Genomic DNA, 16862 nt, shown 5'->3' with positions numbered 1-16862 from the left:
GCACCATAGGCCATCCCACTTTATGAATATCTCGCATATCTGGCAGCGCTTTTGACCACTAGCATACCTGCCTGAGCCAACCGGCTTTTGGGCCTTGTGGCGTATACATATACCTTTACAAGTCATTCGAAGCCAAACGACGAACAATCTATTTTAGGTCTAGTAACAATCAAACATGATTTGTAATAAGCGATTCTTGCAAAGAATAAAAAAAGCTTGAATAAAAAACTGGAGCGGCCTAGCGGACGTTGATATTTTTCGCTTGGAAGGCCTCGTTCATTGTAAGATATTCTTCGATCTTCATCTTTACGTCATCGGGTTCGGTGTCTTCCATTCCCGAAAAGCCTGCCTTGAACGATATCTTGCTTCCGGAAACGTTCACATCAGAGATCTGCATGTCCGCATACACGTTTGCGAGTTCGTTAACCCAGTCCTTTGCCTCGCTCTGGTCTACGCCCGACGTATCAATATTTACACTTAGCATTTTGGTCATCCAAAACCACCTAAATCGCAATTAGTACCGGTATTTATAAAGTTGACGTAGCCTGCCTGCTAGGAAGCTGATTGAATTTAAACTGCACTGCGAGTGGCAAGCAAATTAGAAGGCTTTTTCTTCAAATCCCCAGTACTTGTTGAGCTCTTTTTCAAACTGTCCAAATTGATCATCGTTCAGATAACCACCGCAGTTCTTGTGGGTTGGCACCGCCTTCATGCCAACCAGCTTGAACTCAATTTCATAAAAAGTAACCTTGGCACAGTTGCACATCCACTCCAAATTTGCGTCAGGATTACTTAATTGTTTATCCAGTCGATGCCAGATTTGAAAAAATAACTATTATATGCGCCCCGGTGGTGTACCTTTGTAATGGCTTCCAGAGTTCTTGCCTTTGCAGTTATGTCATTGCTGCTTGGGGTGTTAGCATCCTCTACACTTCTTAGCAGGACCGCATCAGCCGCAGACACTTGGTATGTTGGCCAAGGTGCCAAGCCTGACACTTATGTGAAGTACACCGTGCAAGAATACGACACCAATCAGGATAGGCCATTTGAGATCGTCATCTATTTCCAAAGCCTGAATAATGGCATATGGACTGCGCCTACCTACATCATAGACCAAGGCAAAGTGGTAAATGCAACTTTAAGGTTGGGCTCTAATCTTGCTGTTTTGAAGGGCAACAGTGACAGCATCCCAGCAGATATGAACGTGTATCTCGGCGCGTATCAGAGATCGCTTCAGTGGCTTAGCGCCTTTTCCCCTCAAAGCAACCCGCAGTCGCTATCCGCGATAAGCTGGGGCAAGATAGCATGTATCGGGTGTGGAACCCTTGATCCTGCCGGTTCTGAGACGGTGACCGTTCAGGCAGGAACCTTTCAAACAACCAAACTAGTCAACCACAGAGGCCAGCATGATAGTATTATCTGGGTCAACAAGGATCTTCCTTTCCCGGTCAAAGCAACGGCCTACGCGGATGTCAGCTCAGGACAGCCACCCATTCAATTTGCATACGAGCTACTTGACATGGGAACAGGCAAACCGACTCCGCCAAAGTCCGTCCTTGAAGCGCCAAAACCCCCATTGCAACTTACGACTGATGCGGGTAATTACAAAGTTGTGCTTGACTGGAATCCCGCAGACATTCAGTCCGGAGGCCCTACTATATTTTCAATTCAATTTACTGACATTGCCGGTAATGCTCTCGGACAGGTAAATTATGCATTCTATGTGCAGGACGACAAGGGGAACAACATTGTCCAGAGGCTCGACCAAAATTCAAAGCCTGACGGCACTGCAACCCAGCAAGTGACGTTTAATCAGTCAGGCGCCGCCTCCGTCAAAGTGGTCATTAACGGAGTTGCAGGCGTTCCCACAGGAGAATTCGTCGAGTCGGCGAAATTCGGTATACTCGTAGTACCCGAGTTTCCCCTCAACGTAGTTCTGGTCCTTGGAACAGTCGTGGCACTCGTCGTGGTGGTAAGCAGGACCGGACTGGCCGGCTCCCTGAGGCCCCGAAATGGTTTCTAGGACTCGCATCCTACTAGCTCTCACAGTACTGCTCGGTTTTGGAGCAAGCCCGATCCTCCTCAGCTCGCAGGCCTTCGCTGCTGACACGTGGTACGTAGGACAGGGAGCCAATCCAAACATGTACGTCACATACCAAATCCAACAATTTGAAACAAACAATGGGCGGCCATTCCAAATGACAATCTACTTTCAGAATCAGGACAGTAACGGTTACTGGCACGCCCCTGCTTTTGTGGTTGATCAGGGAAGGGTTCTGAAAGGGACGCTGCTTTTGGGCTCAAATCTTGCGCCTCTAAACGGTAACCAGACCGCGGTCCCCTCTGAAATGCAGCCATACGTGAATGCATACACCCTCTCGCTTCCCTGGATTCAGGGCAACAGCCCCCAATCGCAGCCGAAATCTCTCTCAGCTATCACGTGGGGAGGATTAGGAGGAATCGGCGTTAGTCCGCTCAACCGCGCCGGAACCAGGACCTTGACTGTAAATGGTACAAGTTATGATACTACGGAATTTCTGAGTCACAAGGGTCAAAGCGACAGCACCTTCTTCATCAATCAGAACTTTCCTTACCCGATTCAAGCGACCTTGTTCGCAGATACAACGAACGGCGGAGTTCCTGAAACCCAATTCAAGTTTAACCTGCTTGGAACCGGAACAGGCCCGCCGCAGCCGCCCAATCAAGCCCTCCAACCACCGACGCCACCCCTGACAGCGGATACGCCAAGCGGGAATTACAAAATTACCATAAACTGGGAACCACAGACAATTGAAGCGGGAAAGAACATCACATACTCGGTCACCTTTGCTGACAGCAGAGGGACACCGCTCCAGCAGGTAAGCTATAACTTGGCCGCCATAGATGGCAACGGCAATATCACACAAGAGCTAAAAAATCAAATCACGGATCAGTCCGGTGTCGGTAAAAACACCTTAACATTCTCAAACTCTGGTCCGGCAAAAGTCAGAGTGACCATCAACTCGGTGGCAAATCTAGATACAGGCATCATAATTGAGAAAGCAGACTTTGACATGGTCGTCGTGCCAGAGTTCCCTCTGAATGTTGTCTTTGTTCTTGCACTCGTTGTGACAATCGTAGTGGTTCTTGGCAGGTTTACCGGTCTGCAAGGCCTTCCGGGTAGGGGAAGGGGCGCAGCCTAGCCCATTCCCAGCCCGGTTCGACTTTTGCCTCCGCACCGATAGCAAAATTTAAAAAGGCATCTTTTGATTCTATAGCAAATGACTTTACCAAAGGGATACGGAAGCGGTGGTCGAAGGCCCAGCGGTGGCGGCGGTGGCAGCGAAAGCCGAGATGACATTGAACGCATGATCGGCCGAAGGGTCGAGAACATGAAGGGCGTTTACATCTTGGGTTTTGCTCTATGCTGGGCGGCAACTGCTGGCGGAATCTACGTTGGAATTACGGTGTACCCGTGGGCGTATCCACTGCCTAGTGGAATGTACGCACTGTCCGTCCTGACCGTAATTGAGGCACTCGGTTTCTTCTGGATTATGAAAGTCGCCGGCGAGAAACCAGTAAGAGCTTAGGCTCTACTTTTCCTCTTTTTATTATTGTCCAGGTTCTTTTAATCGACATTGATCTGCTAAGGCTGATCCTTTTTCTGAAAAGGATTTCGGACATTTGCTGAATTCAAGCCAATGCTGGCCGTCTGTATAAAATTTTATATACCACCCTATTGTCTAGGTGAATAATGGTCTGGCTTAGACGTACAACGCACTATCTTTTCATTGTCGTTGTTGCCGTCAACAGCACATTGCTGACCATCAATGCAGGAGATTACATCTTCTACACTGACTGGGAATGGACCTCGTTCGTGGTATTCTCGATCGGTCAGTCTACGATGCTCGCGGTAGGAGCGATCTACTACATGCTCTTTACCGGAGTGCCGGGAACTGCAACGTACTATGCAACCATTATGACCATCTACACTTGGGTGGCCAAGGGTGCATGGTTCGCACTTGGATACCCGTACGACTTCGTAGTCGTGCCAGTCTGGATTCCATCGGCAATGCTGTTAGACTTGACGTACTGGGCAACGCGGCGAAACAAACATGCAGCCATTATTATAGGCGGAACTCTAGTCGGAATGTCCTTCCCGCTGTTCAATATGGTGAACTTGCTGTTGGTAAGGGACCCTCTGGAAATCGCCTTCAAATATCCTAGGCCCACACTTCCTGCCTACATGACTCCAATCGAGCCTCAGGTAGGAAAGTTCTACAATAGTCCTGTTGCCCTAGGGGCGGGTGCAGGAGCAGTGCTTACAGTGCCGATAGCTGCGTTAGGTGCAAAGCTCAACACGTGGACATACCGTTGGATGGCCGCGTGGAGCAAGTGGGATTAACCCCCTCTTCTCTTTCTTTTATTCTCTTCAAACTAAACATTTTCAGCTTAAAGTTTTCATCCTAAGACCTTCAGGGCTCGCTGCGATAGAAGCTTACAAACAGTGGGGTCGGCCGGATTCGAACCAGCGGCCTCCAGCGCCCAAGGCTGGCATCATACCATGCTAGACAACGACCCCGGTTAGAGCACAGGTCGGTTAGGCTGCAATTTTAACCTTAATGGATAAACTGGAGCCTGTTTGACCCAAAGACTTTCTTTGGCCTGCCCACAATGGCGATTTGATGGCCGCAGCTCTTGCACCTGTTGTGCGCATCAAGATTCCAACTTTCGATGCTAAAGCCGTACCTCTTTACTGCGACTGAGTTGCACCCCGGGCAGTATGTGTTCTCAAGAGGGTGTCCGGGCACGTTCCCCAGATAGGCGTAATTAAGCCCTTCTTGCTTTGCAACCTGGTGGTGTTTCTCAAGCGACTGCACCGAGGTGCTTCCAAAGTCGAGCATTTTGTAGTCAGGATGAAATCGCAAGAAGTGAACCGGAGTATCAGGCCCAAGCTTGTCGTAAACAAATTTGCAAAGCTTTCTTGCCGAATCCATGTCCTCACCGACTTGGGGGACGACAAGGTCCGTAACCTCGATGTGAATGCTGGTCTTTGATTTCAGCTGTTGAAGCGTCTCAAAAACCGGGTCGGCACTTGGGATGCCGATGTAGCGCCTGACGAAATTCTGGTTGCCGCTACCCTTGAAGTCAACGGTGATGCAGTCGAGAAATTGCTTCATTACTCCGACCGACTCTGGCGTATCATAACCGTTGGACACAAAGATGTTGAAAATGCCCCGCTTGTGTGCTTCGATGCCGCAGTCCCGTGCAAATTCCATGAATATTGAAGGCTCGTTGTAGGTATAAGCAATGCCAGCCGCGCCCAGTTGAGCGGCTTTTGACGCGACCTCCTCTGGAGACATTTCAGCACCCTCGACCCGTCTTCGCTGCGAGATGTCATAGTTCTGGCAATACTGGCAGAGCCAGTTGCAGCCACTTGTCGCAATAGAGTAAATCTGCGTCGCCGGCATGTAATGGCTTACCGGCTTCTTTTCAATTGGGTCAAGGTGACCCGCGATTACCCTGCCGTAGGCAAATAGCCTGAGCTTGTTATTTACAACACCACGGATGCCACAAAGACCGACCTTCCCCTCAGGGATTTCGCACAACCTTGCGCAGGCTGTGCATCGGACTCGCCCGTTTTGAAGGTGTGTGCACAGCTCGGCTTCCCTGCCCATTTCTATGGTCTCAACTGCACGTTTCTCTGGCAAGTTGCTACAATAGGTTTGCGTAATAACGCTATATGCCTTCGGGATCGCGCGAAGGCAGGTGTTAGGCAGCGAGGCGGGTGAGCTGTATCTCGTTTGATCTTCCGGATATCTCTTGCGACTGGGTGAACTCATGTTTTCCCCAGGAGACCCGGACATCTGCAACAATCTGGTGCTGGCCGGATTCCATAGCGTTTCCTTCCAGCTCGATTACGCGCTGCACGTCAAACAGCAATCCCTGTGCTTCTTCGACCGACAGTGGGTAATGAGGAGAGTCATCCTTGACGATTGAGACCCAGATGCGGTGCGGGATCTTTGGGTTTCTTGTCCAGAAAAACGCAGCCTTGCGAACGAACTTTAGCGGCATTATGGTCTTTCTTCCCGCCTTCAGATTGACCTCGATGGTCATTCGAAATGCGTTATCGTGTTTATTGTAAGCGCGCTCCCAGTTCTTCTGAGTGAACGCTTCGCGGATTGCGCCTTCGACCTTGAAGCCGAGGCTCAGCGTCAGAGGCTGATCCTTTTTTACGCTGTCCTGGGATTTTTCTAGCGTTACTTGGGAAAGGAAACTGGCAGAGGACGAAGACAATTGCCCGCGAGGTATCATTTATATCCTCAATAAGTAGTTGTCTGTGTGCTGCAAATGTTAGCCGAGGTTAGCGACTTTCGCGATAACGAAATTCAGCTGAGATTGCGAGACGAGGATATTTCGGTTTTGTACATTATTCAGCACGAACTCTTGAAGGAAAAGAGCATTGACTTTGCTGGTGTGTTTTTGAAACATCCTCTAATCAAGGACTACCAAATGAGAATCACTACAAAGCGGAAGGATCCGATGGAAGTTATTCAGGATGCATCCTCTTCCGCCTCCGAGTACTCGAAAGAGCTCGCCAGTAGCATAAGAGCTGCTCTGAAAAACAAGTAACTCGCTAGGGAGAGCACTTGCTTTGAAATTTTGCCCTCAATGCGAAAGTCATCCTCGCATGAAACCCAAGTCTGACGGCTCTGTCGTTTGCCCCAAGTGCGGCTTCAAGTCAAAAAAAGACGACGAGGACTCTTCAGCCAAGTCCGATCTGGCACAGCGTATCTCTTCAGCAGAGGTTTCGCTGAAGGTGATGGATGAAAAGGACGGGGGGGTCGAGGCAATGCCGACGACCAATATTGAATGCCCGTCATGCAAGAACGGAATGGCATACTGGTGGATGCTGCAGACCAGGTCTGCGGACGAGCCTACTACGCAGTTTTACCGTTGCACAAAGTGCAGCCACACTTGGCGCAATTACGCGTAGCAGTATTCTCTTCCTGAAACTCGCACTTTCAGATGCCGGCGCACTGAAATTATCCGGCCCTCCCGATAAAAGATATATTTAAAATCCTATGCGTGTGCCTCTAGTTAGCAATTTGGTGTTTTTGGCCCGTACAAAGTCCCCCGAAGAATGGAAAGCTGTTGTATCCGCTATTTCGACCTTGGTTGACGAGGCAACGTTTGAGGCCCGACCGGACGGGATATCGTTCCGCGGAATGGACCCTTCCCATATAGCACTAATTGACATCTACTGGCCAAACAACGCCTTCGACGCGTACGAGTGCGATAAGGAAGTGAAATTTGGCGTCAGGGTCGATGAATTCTCCAAACTCGTCAAGCGTGCCGAGAAAAAGGACTCTCTGGAGATTAGCGTAGGCGACGACAGCATGCTGCATGTGAAAATGTCAAACGGCTACAAGCGCGAGTACAAGACAAGGCTCATTGAAAGTTCTGCAAGTTCGACGCCTCTTCCAAAGCTGAGTTTTAACTCAAAGACCGTTCTGACGGCTACCGCCTTTGACAGGATTCTCTCCGATGTGCAGGTAGTCTCGGAGTACGTTTCGATTGACTCCAAACATGGCACAATCAGTTTCTCCGGCAAAGGCGATTCAGGCGAGGCCAACATTTCACTTGAGGCAGGGAACGAAGGGCTCGAAGACCTGGACGTCAAGGAGGACAGCAAGGCTACCTACAGTCTGGACTACCTGTCAAAAATCACCAAGGCAGTAACCTCGATGGGAGGCTCGGTTTCGGCGGAATACTCGAGCAAAATGCCCCTTAGATTGGAATTTAGGCTTGCCAACGTCGGCAAGATCCACTTTTATCTTGCCCCACGGGTGCAGGACTGATTCGCGGGTAGATAGGCCATGCGAATCGTGATGAAATTCGGTGGAACGGCGGTTGATGGGCCGGATAAAATAAAGCATCTCGCTGGGATCGTTTCCTCTCATCAAAAAAAGGGCGACGAGACAATATGTGTGGTTTCCGCCGTCCGGGGCCTTACTGACGGACTGCTTTCGATTTCCGACAGTGTGAAGAAAGGCGACAAGGCGTCAATCGACGGATTTGTCAAGCGGGCAAAGTCGATCCATCTGGAAATTGCGGAAAAAACGATTTCCGATCCCGTCCTGCGCCAGAGCGCCTCCAAGGCGGTTCTTGACACCGCGCGGGAGCTCGAGGAAATTCTCGACGGCATTGTGCTGCTTGGCGAGGTGACCCCAAAGACGCTCGATTACCTCCTCTCCTTCGGAGAGAGGTTCTCTGCGCCACTGGTGTCGTTTGGCCTTCAGGACGCGGGTATGAAATCCCAGCCGCTGACCGGCAAGGAAGCCGGGATTGTCACGGATTCTAATTTCGGCGAGGCAAGGCCGCTTATCGACACGACAAGGCTGAGGGTAGGCCACAAGCTCGAACCTCTCCTCAAGGAGGGCATTATTCCCGTCGTCACTGGCTTTATAGGTGCAGATCAAAACGGCAACGTCACCACTCTTGGCCGAGGAGGCTCTGATTACTCGGCGACCATTATCGCTTCTGGAGTCAATGCGGACGAGGTCTGGCTCTGGAGTGATGTCGACGGCCTAATGACTGCGGATCCCAAGATAGTGAAGGACGCAGTGGTCCTAAAGGAAGTGTCGTTTATCGAGGCGATGGAAATGGCCCTTTACGGCGCAAAGTACATCCACCCCCGGGCCTTCGAGCCGGTCGTTGAGACAAAGATCCCCATCAGGGTCAGGAATACTTTTAACGTCAAGCACAAGGGCACGCTCATTACTCAAAATCCAAGCAGGGAGTCGCAAAAGATAGTCAAATCGGTAAGCGCCATCAGGCATACTGCGCTGATAGATGTAAGCGGTGGAGGAATGGTCGGCGCTCCAGGGACCGCAGCCAAGATCTTTGACACTCTCGCGAAAAATAAAATCAACATCATGATGATTTCGCAGAGCCCCTCTGAGTCCAGTATTTCGATGGTCGTCAAGAAGCTCGACTTGGACAGGGCCATAAACACCTTGGAGCTTAGCCTGCTTGGAAAGGTCATAAAGGAAATCAATGTCAACGACGATGTCGCGGTGGTCGCCGTCGTCGGTTCTGGAATGCGAGGGATCAAGGGGATTGCGGCCAGGGTATTTGGCGCAGTTGCAAAGCGAGATGTCAACGTCATCATGATTGCCCAGGGCTCGTCGGAGCTGAACCTTGCGTTCGTAGTCAATGACAGGGACTGCGAGGGAGCAGTCAACGCGTTGCATGAGGAATTCGCTCTGGCAAAGCAATCGGCATCAAAGTGAACTTGAGATGCCAGTGGCGGGGTTCTCTGCGGCACAAGAGTACAGAGGTTGAAATAAATCCTTGTTTATGGTGCCGGATTGAGGTGAGGCTTGAACTTGAGTAGCTCGACTGGTAAGAGGGGCAAGCTGTACGTTGTGGGAGTAGGCCCTGGGAACCACGACCATATGACGTTTCGCGCGCAGCAGGTGATACAGGAAAGCGAGGTAATCGTGGGCTATGACACCTACGTCGGACTAGTCGAGGACATGATTGCTGGCAAGGAAGTGTACCGCTACGCCATGACCCAGGAGGTCGATAGGGCAAATCAGGCTATCGATTTTGCTGAAGCAGGCAGGATAGTATCTCTTGTTTCCTCCGGCGACCCGGGAATTTACGGAATGGTCGGCCTCATTTACGAAATTTTGGCTGAAAAGGGCTGGAAGCGTAACGAGGGCATCTATGTAGAGTGCGTGCCCGGCGTCTCGTCGCTGAACTCGTGTGCCGCTCTCGTGGGCTCGCCCTTGATGACGGACTTTGCCGTTGTTAGCATGAGCGACCTTCTGGTACCGTGGGAAATTATAGTAAAGCGCGTCGAGGCGGCGGCGCTTGGAGATTATGTGACGGTAATCTATAACCCGGCCAGCAAGAAGAGGGTGCATCAGCTCAAAGACACGAGAGACATTTTTCTAAAGTTCAGGTCTCCCCAGACCCCCGTCGCAATCGTCAAAGGCGCCTTCAGGGAAAGCCAGTCTATAGTGGTTACAACTCTGGAAAAGATGCTAGAGCACACCGACCTTTTGGGCATGATAACTACGGTGATAGTCGGCAACTCATCGACGTTTGACTACAATGGGATGATGATAAACCCGCGCGGATACGCAAACAAATACGAACTTACAAAGAATTAGACCCGACAGACCCTCTGACGGCATTTGTCGCAGGCAAATCAGTTTGACTTGAAGAATCAGACTTGAAAATGAAAAAGGGGGAGTAATCTTCTAGATTACTTGCCACGGTCTTGTAGCGAACGTTATCCCTAACCCTGCGCCAATGATGATGCATTGGTACACGACGTTCGAATACGGGATGGGCTTGAGGATTGGGGTGCCAGTAACCGATACTGATTGTCCTGGACCGAGACCTGGACCGATGTGCTCGATGTTCAACTGAGTGTGCACATGGTATGAGCCTGGCTCAAGAGCCCTTACAGTAATCGAGTACTTTATGTCTGAACCAGGGGGAATGTCGAATATGTTACCTGGCGGATCTCTCTGGAGGAACTCCCATCTTACGCCTGCGTTTGTAGAGTCGCTGAACAAGGATAGCCAGCCTCTTAGGGGCCTGTTCACAAGACTGTGAAGGGTGCCTGAGACTGTCATTGTATCGCCTGTGTGCAGTGTGGTGTCAGAGAACGACTCGTCATCGATTCTTACGAATCTGCTCTGCAGCTGCGCCTGCACACCGTGCGCGTTAGCGCTCGGGAGGGCAACAAGGACCAGAGACAGTACCATGACCGTCGCAAGAGCCGTTACGACCAACGTCTTGCTTTCCATCATATTCCTCTATCTTCGATACCGCTATGAACATAGATATAAAATTTTCTGTTCGGGGGGCTTTTGCGGGTGCTGAATATATAATTAATGGCAGAGCGACCTCATAACGGTTGCAGGAAAAGGGCGAGAGAGGCTCCGGCAAGCCGGAGTTTCGGCTTGGCACGGTTGAGGGGATCGGCCCTGCCACGGAAAAAAGGCTACAGGAAGCCGGTTTTCGCTCCATCAAAGACCTTATCGTCAGAGGGCCGGTTGATGTGGCCGACGCCACGGGCATGGAGCTCGAGGACTCGATAGGGATTTGCAACAAGGCGCGAGTCAAGTTGGAGGAGCTTGGGATTATCGATAAGAGCTTTGTCACCGCAACCAGCCTTTACGAAAAAAGAATACAGAACGACAGGGTTACCACCGGCTCGCATAGTTTTGACGATCTTTTAGGCGGGGGCGTCGAGACGAAAGCGGTAACCGAGGTATACGGGGAATTCGGAACAGGCAAGACCCAACTTTGCCATACCCTCTGTGTGATGGTCCAGCAGCCTCGCAACTTGGGAGGACTGTCAGCAAAGGCATTGTATATCGACACCGAGAACACGTTCAGGCCCGAGCGAATCGTCACCATCGCGCAGAGCCGAGGCTTCGACCCGGCAAAAACCCTCGAGAACATCATAGTAGCCAAAGCATACAACAGCGCGCACCAAGAGCTTATTATTGACGAAACAGGCCCGCTTGTCGAAGACGAGGGTATCAGGCTCGTCGTTGTTGATTCTGCGGTGGCCCACTATCGTTCGGAATTTCTGGGCAGGGCCACGCTCTCCGATCGCCAGCAAAGGCTTAACAAGTTTATGCACATTTTGGTAAGGCTTGCAGAGACGTATTCGGTAGCAGTCGTTGTGACAAATCAGATCCAGTCTTCACCCGATGCGGTTTTTGGCGATCCGATTCGGCCTACGGGGGGAAACGTTGTTGCACACACAAGCACATACAGGATCTATCTGAAAAAATCCGGAAAGAACAGAATTGCACGCATGGTTGACAGCCCTTACCACGCCGAGAGAGAGATACTGTTCTGCTTGAGCGACCAAGGAGTGGCCGACGTCTCCAGGGATAGTTAGTATTAAATTAAGGAGTATGGCGACTTTACTGGAGCGATTATAGCATGCCACGTTCACATGGTACCAGGAGAAAGGCTCGTTCCATTCTTACAAAGGATAACGTTGTAAAGGGAATTTCTTACCTTCTTCATGATTATAAAGTTGGAGAAAAAGTCGTCGTTGACGTTGACCCCAGGGAGCACAGGACTATGCCCCACAGGCGCTTTCACGGCAGGGTGGGAATGGTCGAAGAGGTTGGAAGGAGAACCCTGCGCGTTTCAGTAATCTTTGGAGACAAGAAAAAGATCCTCCAGACGCGACCAAACCATGTCAAGCCACTCCTGCAGACAGAGGCAAAGCAAGCACAGTGACTGATACCGTCAAGAAAGAAATCATAACTCTGCCTGAGGTAAAGGCGATTCTCGATTCTGTCAAGCCAGACGACATGGACCAAATTCAGCGGTGGACTTCGGACTATGTCTCCAAATTCGCCAGGGTAGACGCGTCGGCAGCCAAGGAAATGGTGCGAAGACTGGTCGGCGAATGCGATCTTACTCAGGAGGAGGCAGTGGAGATAGTAAACGTAATGCCCACGTCTCTTGAAGAGCTTCGCGCGTTCACTTTCGGCTGGAAGAAGCTCATACTTACCGAGAACCTTGAAAAAATGCTCAAGATCTTAAAGTCCGATACCCAAAGTTAAATACTCCACCGCCATTACTACTTTCGGAATTTGTCTTCAGCTCCGCCGCAAGACCTTTCTAGTGGACACTTGGCGCGTGAAGACCTTTCGACGGATCATACCGGTCAACCAAGGAGATACGAAGAGCACGCCTACGTTCTCGACTTTATTCCGCGGGGAAAATCAACCACAGTCAGAGGAAGGGAAGGGGTGATCATTCACGCTATAGGAGAGGAGAGGCTCACGCTGCTAGAGTTGCTTGGGGCTCCCAACGTTTCGTTCGACATAGGAGATCGTCTTTACATCGGACGCGAAGGCCGAGAAAAAGTCCAGAGCGTCCTTGGGCGGCTTGAATACGATCAGATTTCGCAGTCGGCAAAAAATGAGCTGCCAAACATCGTAGAAAAGATCGTAATTGCCAATGAAAAGCGATTTGTTGACTATATCAATGCATCACAGCCGATTACCCCGCGAATTCATGCGCTTGAGCTAATTCCTGGAATTGGGAAGACTTACATGATGAGCATAGTCAAGGAGCGGGAGAAGAAGAAGTTTGAAAACTTTATGGATATCCAGCACAGGGTTGGCCTTCGAGATCCCGCCAAGCTCATTTCAAAGCGAATTATCGAGGAAATAATGGGCCAGGCCCGCATGAATCTGTTTGTCAGAAAATGACAGGATCCCTGCAAAGATGATTTTTAAATCCGCTCCGGTCGGTCGCCACAAAGACGCACTCTGACTGTAAATGAAAAACGAAGCGTCGCAGTGGCCTGGCCGCTCAAAGACCCACAGACTGGGCCAGCACCGGCTGATTGACAAGAACGTGCTATCACGCATAATCAGCGCGTCAGGAATTTCCGGGGCCGAAACCGTGTGTGAAGTCGGGGCCGGAAGCGGGGTGTTGACAGAAGAGCTGTGCAAGGTTGCGCGCAGCGTCATCTCCTTCGAGGTTGACCCGACCAGATTTCGGGAAACCTCTCAAGCAATTTGGCCAAAGTATTCAAACCTAAATCTGATAAATCAGGACGCATTCAGGACGCCTCCTCCGGCATTTGACGTGTTCGTTTCAAACCTGCCCTATTCCAGAAGCCGCGATGCGATTGAATGGCTTGCGCAGGCAAGAGATTGCACTCGCGCCATAGTAATGCTGCAGGACGAGTTTGCAGAAAAGCTGTTCGCAGAACCGGGCAGTGGCTCCTACCGGTCAGTGTCTGTCATTGCGAGATACTGCTTTTCGCTGGAAAGATTGTTTGGTGTCCCCAGGGCTGCATTCAAGCCGGAGCCGAAGGTTCGCTCGGTAGTTCTGAGGCTAATTCGGCACGGAGTGCTTTCGGACGAAATGGTATCTGCGATAAACCGGTTATTCTCGTTCAGAAACAAGCAGGTCTCGGCGGTTTTAAGGAGATTTGGAGTCCAGGCAGGCAGTCTGGACAGTCCGGCTACAAGGGTGTATCAGGTGGGCCCGCAGGAGATAATCGAGCTTGCAGGCAGGGTTTGTGGTTTAAAGTGATTTACGCCCCTGCGGAAGACAGCCAGCTTTTGCTTGAATGCGTAAAGAAGTATAAGGGAAATAGGGCGCTTGAGATTGGCGTCGGATCTTGCATAATCACGGAAGCCCTCCTGAAACAATTTTCTCTGGTTGCCGGTTCCGACATTGATGTCGAATCGCTGAGGTTCTGCAAGCAGCGCGGGCTCGATGCACACCTGGCCTGTTGCGACGCGGCCAGTGCGTTTCGCGGTGAATTTGACCTTATAGTATCTAACCCGCCCTATCTTCCGTCGCAAATTAATCGCGACAAAAATCTCGAAACAAGTCCGGTTGCACGCAGTGCGCGGCCTGACATTGCCGTCGAGGGAGGATTGAAGGGTATAGAGTTGACACTTCACTTTATCAAGAGTGCCCTCCCGCTGCTAAAACAGGATGGGGCAATCCTGATCGTAGTATCATCGCATGCCGACCTTTCCGCGCTCGCCAGCGAACTGCATGGGCTGGATTTGAGCAGCAAAATCGTGGTCGAAAAAAAGCTGTTTTTCGAAGAAATTGCGGTCCTGGAAATCAGGCCAGGGCGAAAGCCGGCTCCGCCCTGATGGCCATCTTTATTTCCTTAGTGCCTTTGAAGCCCGCGAAGCTATCTGGTCGGCCATCTGGGAAAGAGTTGCCGTTCCCCCTAGGTCGTATGTGACGTATTTGTTTTCGTTGATTACGTCTTCAGTTGCCTTGAAGATTGCATCGCTGATGGGTTTTTCGCCCAGATATTCCACCATCCATGCGCCAGAAAGAATAGTGGCAACCGGGTTTACCTTGTTCTGGCCCGCATACTTGGGTGCGCTGCCATGAGCGGGTTCAAACATCGCATAATCATCGCCGTAATTGCCGGAGTACACGTTGCCGATGGAGCCGACGTGCCCTGACGCGCATTCAGAAACGATGTCCATGAACAGGTTGGTGCTCAAAAGGACGCTTTCGTTAAACCTTTCGGGGTTCTTGACAAGCTGCTGCGTCATGTTGTCGATATAGTACTCCTCCAGCTGGATGGTTTTGAATTGCTTCTGCGCCTTCTCTGCAGCTGCCCAGAAAATTCCGTCGGTTTCCTTCAGAATGTTTCTTTTTGTTATTGCAAAAACCTTGTCAAAACCCCTGTCCTTTGCCACCTGAAATCCCTTCATGCAGACCCTCTCACAGCCCTTGCGAGTTGTCTTTCTAATCGCTATGGCAGAATCATCGCTTGTCTTGAACTCGATCCCGGCGTACAGTCCTTCGGTTGCTTCACGAACGCAGACAAAGTCCAGCTTTCTCTCCGCGTTCTTGTAAGTCTTGATAGGCCTAATGTTGGCATACAGCTCGAACTTTTGTCGTATGCTTACGGCGACGCTCCTCGGGGCGTTTGGAACAGGAACGGTAGTCGTCGGACCCTTGAAGCATGCATCGCAGTCTTCAAGCAGCTTCCATACCTCCGGAGAAATGTAAGAATTACCTCCTTTCTTTTCCCACCACTCGGAGCCGGCGTCGCAAGGGATGAGCTCGACCTTGCTGCTGCAGGCCTTCAAGACCTTGACCATTGCATCGACAAGCTCAGGGCCGGTACCGTCGCCTCTTATTACCGCGGCAGATTTCTTTGCCAAACCACCGGCAGCCCTTCTGGAAGCTATTTATTCGTACTCGGCTTGCTCGTTAATTCAATCCGTTCAACCAGCTTGTTGTCGGTCGGGAAGGGTGGAGTGTCTGCAGGCTTGTCCACATAGACCCATTTGCCCTGATCCGAATAGTAAGAGTACTTTACATCGTAGTTCGTCAGGTTGAGTACCTGCGTCTGCGCAGGCTTTGTAGAATTGTCAACTACCGTGATAAGATTGGTTCCGTTGGTATAGACCTTCATAAAATCAGCCAAGTTCAGCCTGACTGCACGGACGTATTCGATGTGAACAACGTCGCCTACCTGATCAGTCCGTATTGGCCTTACGCAGTCCTGGCCGTGCTTTGGAAGTCGGCCAACATCGTCTGGCAGCCATTTCTGATGGCCGTCAACAAGGATTTCGATCCGCGGAAAGAGCTGAAAAGTCTCGCGGTTGAGCGCCTTCAGACAGACTTCGGTTGGGCGCGGCGGAGGAAAAAAGGTCGGAATTACAATGAATGTAACGAGCATCCCAGCTCCAATCGCGATTGGAGCGATAAGCATCTCCTTTTTGCCAAAGCGCCTCCGGGGCTTTTCCTCCTTAATTTTTCGCTTCGGCAAGGAAAATCTTATCCGATTTGCAATAGAATTCTAGGCCGTTAATAATGCTTTAGAGATAGGGGGTAGCTCCCAGCGGCAGGTCGGTCGGATTGCACCCATTTCAGAAAAGTGGAGTACGCCTTCAGGCTTTTCTCACGTATGCATAGTTCCGTTTCACAAAGTCATTGTAATACTTTGATTTAGACACGGCTGCAAGTAGCGCCGAGTATACGGACTCTGGAACATCAAAGTGTGCGTATATCCCGCCGTTTCGGAGAAGAATTTCAAGAGTCTTTGACTCGTTGTCATAGCCCACAGACCTCAATGTTGTGGAACTCACCTGCTTGTGAATCAACTGAGCGAAGGAACAAGCCGTACTTTTTTAGTCTTTCGGAGCGACTGGCTTTGTTAAATAAAACCCGTCTGTTAAAGAGCTGATTCGATTGTTAAAATCATCGACTTCACTTCTGCGGGCGCCATCTCTGACCTGATCCAAGCCATCTTCGGAGCCCAACGATTATCGCCAGAGAGAATCCAGCTATAATGATCGAAGAGAGCACAGGAAATTCGGGTG

At 50.6% G+C, this 16862-nt stretch carries 22 protein-coding genes and 1 tRNA gene; 15 read left to right on the top strand and 8 right to left on the bottom strand.

Translation table 11 applies throughout. From position 1 onward, the window contains the following. Nucleotides 1-238 precede the first annotated feature (238 nt). Nucleotides 239-493 (bottom strand): hypothetical protein, encoded by a 255-nt coding sequence (locus ABI361_12520; protein MEO9321483.1) that lies wholly within the window; start codon nt 491-493, stop codon nt 239-241. Between the two features lie 372 nt (nt 494-865). Between ABI361_12520 and ABI361_12515 the strand changes: the two genes are divergently transcribed. The 4 genes from ABI361_12515 to ABI361_12500 all read left to right on the top strand — a co-directional run bounded on the left by ABI361_12515 (nt 866) and on the right by ABI361_12500 (nt 4384). Then, the gene (locus ABI361_12515; protein ID MEO9321482.1) at nt 866-2023 is read left to right on the top strand and encodes a hypothetical protein; all 1158 of its coding nucleotides are present in this window, start codon (nt 866-868) and stop codon (nt 2021-2023) included. Continuing rightward, nucleotides 2013-3182: a hypothetical protein gene (locus ABI361_12510; GenBank protein MEO9321481.1), complete on the top strand. Its 1170-nt coding sequence runs from the start codon at nt 2013-2015 to the stop codon at nt 3180-3182. Before ABI361_12515 ends, ABI361_12510 begins: the two co-directional genes overlap by 11 nt. A gap of 78 nt (nt 3183-3260) precedes the next feature. Next, nucleotides 3261-3569 carry a hypothetical protein gene (locus ABI361_12505; GenBank protein ID MEO9321480.1) on the top strand — a complete coding sequence of 103 codons (309 nt, stop codon included), beginning with the start codon at nt 3261-3263 and terminating at the stop codon, nt 3567-3569. Nucleotides 3570-3733: 164 nt separating this feature from the next. Then, a complete protein-coding gene (locus ABI361_12500; protein ID MEO9321479.1) occupies nt 3734-4384 on the top strand; it encodes an ammonia monooxygenase in 651 nt (216 codons plus the stop codon). 103 nt (nt 4385-4487) lie between these two features. On the opposite strand, the gene ABI361_12495 is transcribed toward ABI361_12500, so the two are convergent. From ABI361_12495 to ABI361_12485, 3 genes are all read right to left on the bottom strand, one after another. Next, nucleotides 4488-4561 (bottom strand) — tRNA-Pro (locus tag ABI361_12495). Nucleotides 4562-4598: 37 nt separating this feature from the next. Next, a complete protein-coding gene (gene amrS / locus ABI361_12490; protein MEO9321478.1) occupies nt 4599-5657 on the bottom strand; it encodes an AmmeMemoRadiSam system radical SAM enzyme in 1059 nt (352 codons plus the stop codon). A gap of 94 nt (nt 5658-5751) precedes the next feature. After that, nucleotides 5752-6276, bottom strand: a complete 525-nt coding sequence (locus ABI361_12485; protein ID MEO9321477.1) for a hypothetical protein — start codon at nt 6274-6276, stop codon at nt 5752-5754. Nucleotides 6277-6330: 54 nt separating this feature from the next. Here ABI361_12485 and ABI361_12480 point away from each other — a divergent pair, with 54 nt between their 5' ends. From ABI361_12480 to cobJ, 5 genes are all read left to right on the top strand, one after another. Then, complete coding sequence (locus ABI361_12480) at nt 6331-6612, top strand: RpoL/Rpb11 RNA polymerase subunit family protein (protein ID MEO9321476.1); 282 nt, start codon at nt 6331-6333, stop codon at nt 6610-6612. A 22-nt stretch (nt 6613-6634) separates the two neighbouring features. Further along, entirely contained in the window at nt 6635-6976 is a 342-nt protein-coding gene (locus ABI361_12475) for a transcription factor S (protein ID MEO9321475.1), read from the top strand. A gap of 115 nt (nt 6977-7091) precedes the next feature. Beyond that, nucleotides 7092-7841 (top strand): proliferating cell nuclear antigen (pcna), encoded by a 750-nt coding sequence (gene pcn, locus ABI361_12470; GenBank protein MEO9321474.1) that lies wholly within the window; start codon nt 7092-7094, stop codon nt 7839-7841. A gap of 18 nt (nt 7842-7859) precedes the next feature. Next, nucleotides 7860-9275, top strand: coding sequence for an aspartate kinase (locus ABI361_12465; protein ID MEO9321473.1), 1416 nt, complete (start codon nt 7860-7862; stop codon nt 9273-9275). A 96-nt stretch (nt 9276-9371) separates the two neighbouring features. Beyond that, nucleotides 9372-10163, top strand: a complete 792-nt coding sequence (gene cobJ, locus ABI361_12460) for a precorrin-3B C(17)-methyltransferase (protein ID MEO9321472.1) — start codon at nt 9372-9374, stop codon at nt 10161-10163. A 90-nt stretch (nt 10164-10253) separates the two neighbouring features. On the opposite strand, the gene ABI361_12455 is transcribed toward cobJ, so the two are convergent. Then, nucleotides 10254-10766, bottom strand: coding sequence for a methane monooxygenase/ammonia monooxygenase subunit B (locus ABI361_12455; protein MEO9321471.1), 513 nt, complete (start codon nt 10764-10766; stop codon nt 10254-10256). Between the two features lie 152 nt (nt 10767-10918). Here ABI361_12455 and radA point away from each other — a divergent pair, with 152 nt between their 5' ends. From radA to ABI361_12425, 6 genes are all read left to right on the top strand, one after another. Then, complete coding sequence (radA, locus tag ABI361_12450) at nt 10919-11917, top strand: DNA repair and recombination protein RadA (GenBank protein ID MEO9321470.1); 999 nt, start codon at nt 10919-10921, stop codon at nt 11915-11917. Between the two features lie 44 nt (nt 11918-11961). After that, nucleotides 11962-12267, top strand: coding sequence for a 50S ribosomal protein L21 (locus ABI361_12445; protein ID MEO9321469.1), 306 nt, complete (start codon nt 11962-11964; stop codon nt 12265-12267). Next, complete coding sequence (locus tag ABI361_12440) at nt 12264-12596, top strand: RNA polymerase Rpb4 (GenBank protein MEO9321468.1); 333 nt, start codon at nt 12264-12266, stop codon at nt 12594-12596. Before ABI361_12445 ends, ABI361_12440 begins: the two co-directional genes overlap by 4 nt. A 69-nt stretch (nt 12597-12665) precedes the next feature. Beyond that, complete coding sequence (locus tag ABI361_12435) at nt 12666-13250, top strand: DUF655 domain-containing protein (GenBank protein ID MEO9321467.1); 585 nt, start codon at nt 12666-12668, stop codon at nt 13248-13250. Nucleotides 13251-13320: 70 nt separating this feature from the next. Further along, nucleotides 13321-14085, top strand: coding sequence for an rRNA adenine dimethyltransferase family protein (locus ABI361_12430; GenBank protein ID MEO9321466.1), 765 nt, complete (start codon nt 13321-13323; stop codon nt 14083-14085). Further along, complete coding sequence (locus ABI361_12425; protein MEO9321465.1) at nt 14082-14663, top strand: HemK2/MTQ2 family protein methyltransferase; 582 nt, start codon at nt 14082-14084, stop codon at nt 14661-14663. Before ABI361_12430 ends, ABI361_12425 begins: the two co-directional genes overlap by 4 nt. 9 nt (nt 14664-14672) lie before the next feature. On the opposite strand, the gene ABI361_12420 is transcribed toward ABI361_12425, so the two are convergent. The 3 genes from ABI361_12420 to ABI361_12410 all read right to left on the bottom strand — a co-directional run bounded on the left by ABI361_12420 (nt 14673) and on the right by ABI361_12410 (nt 16643). After that, nucleotides 14673-15698 carry an isocitrate/isopropylmalate dehydrogenase family protein gene (locus ABI361_12420; GenBank protein MEO9321464.1) on the bottom strand — a complete coding sequence of 342 codons (1026 nt, stop codon included), beginning with the start codon at nt 15696-15698 and terminating at the stop codon, nt 14673-14675. A gap of 23 nt (nt 15699-15721) precedes the next feature. Next, nucleotides 15722-16309, bottom strand: coding sequence for a hypothetical protein (locus ABI361_12415; protein MEO9321463.1), 588 nt, complete (start codon nt 16307-16309; stop codon nt 15722-15724). A gap of 121 nt (nt 16310-16430) precedes the next feature. Further along, nucleotides 16431-16643 (bottom strand): KTSC domain-containing protein, encoded by a 213-nt coding sequence (locus tag ABI361_12410; protein MEO9321462.1) that lies wholly within the window; start codon nt 16641-16643, stop codon nt 16431-16433. Nucleotides 16644-16862: the final 219 nt, after the last annotated feature.

Source organism: Nitrososphaera sp. (assembly GCA_039938515.1).
Taxonomy (GTDB): domain Archaea; phylum Thermoproteota; class Nitrososphaeria; order Nitrososphaerales; family Nitrososphaeraceae; genus Nitrososphaera.
The sequence above is the reverse complement of the archived record's forward strand: the minus strand, read 5'-3'. Positions and strand labels throughout refer to the sequence as shown.

Coding starts and splice junctions, on each gene's coding strand:
- ABI361_12520 (MEO9321483.1), bottom strand. CDS start 493: ATGACCAAAATGCTAAGTGTAAATATTGATACGTCGGGCGTAGACCAG.
- ABI361_12515 (MEO9321482.1), top strand. CDS start 866: ATGGCTTCCAGAGTTCTTGCCTTTGCAGTTATGTCATTGCTGCTTGGG.
- ABI361_12510 (MEO9321481.1), top strand. CDS start 2,013: ATGGTTTCTAGGACTCGCATCCTACTAGCTCTCACAGTACTGCTCGGT.
- ABI361_12505 (MEO9321480.1), top strand. CDS start 3,261: ATGACTTTACCAAAGGGATACGGAAGCGGTGGTCGAAGGCCCAGCGGT.
- ABI361_12500 (MEO9321479.1), top strand. CDS start 3,734: ATGGTCTGGCTTAGACGTACAACGCACTATCTTTTCATTGTCGTTGTT.
- amrS (MEO9321478.1), bottom strand. CDS start 5,657: ATGGGCAGGGAAGCCGAGCTGTGCACACACCTTCAAAACGGGCGAGTC.
- ABI361_12480 (MEO9321476.1), top strand. CDS start 6,331: ATGTTAGCCGAGGTTAGCGACTTTCGCGATAACGAAATTCAGCTGAGA.
- ABI361_12465 (MEO9321473.1), top strand. CDS start 7,860: ATGCGAATCGTGATGAAATTCGGTGGAACGGCGGTTGATGGGCCGGAT.
- ABI361_12455 (MEO9321471.1), bottom strand. CDS start 10,766: ATGGTACTGTCTCTGGTCCTTGTTGCCCTCCCGAGCGCTAACGCGCAC.
- ABI361_12445 (MEO9321469.1), top strand. CDS start 11,962: ATGCCACGTTCACATGGTACCAGGAGAAAGGCTCGTTCCATTCTTACA.
- ABI361_12430 (MEO9321466.1), top strand. CDS start 13,321: ATGAAAAACGAAGCGTCGCAGTGGCCTGGCCGCTCAAAGACCCACAGA.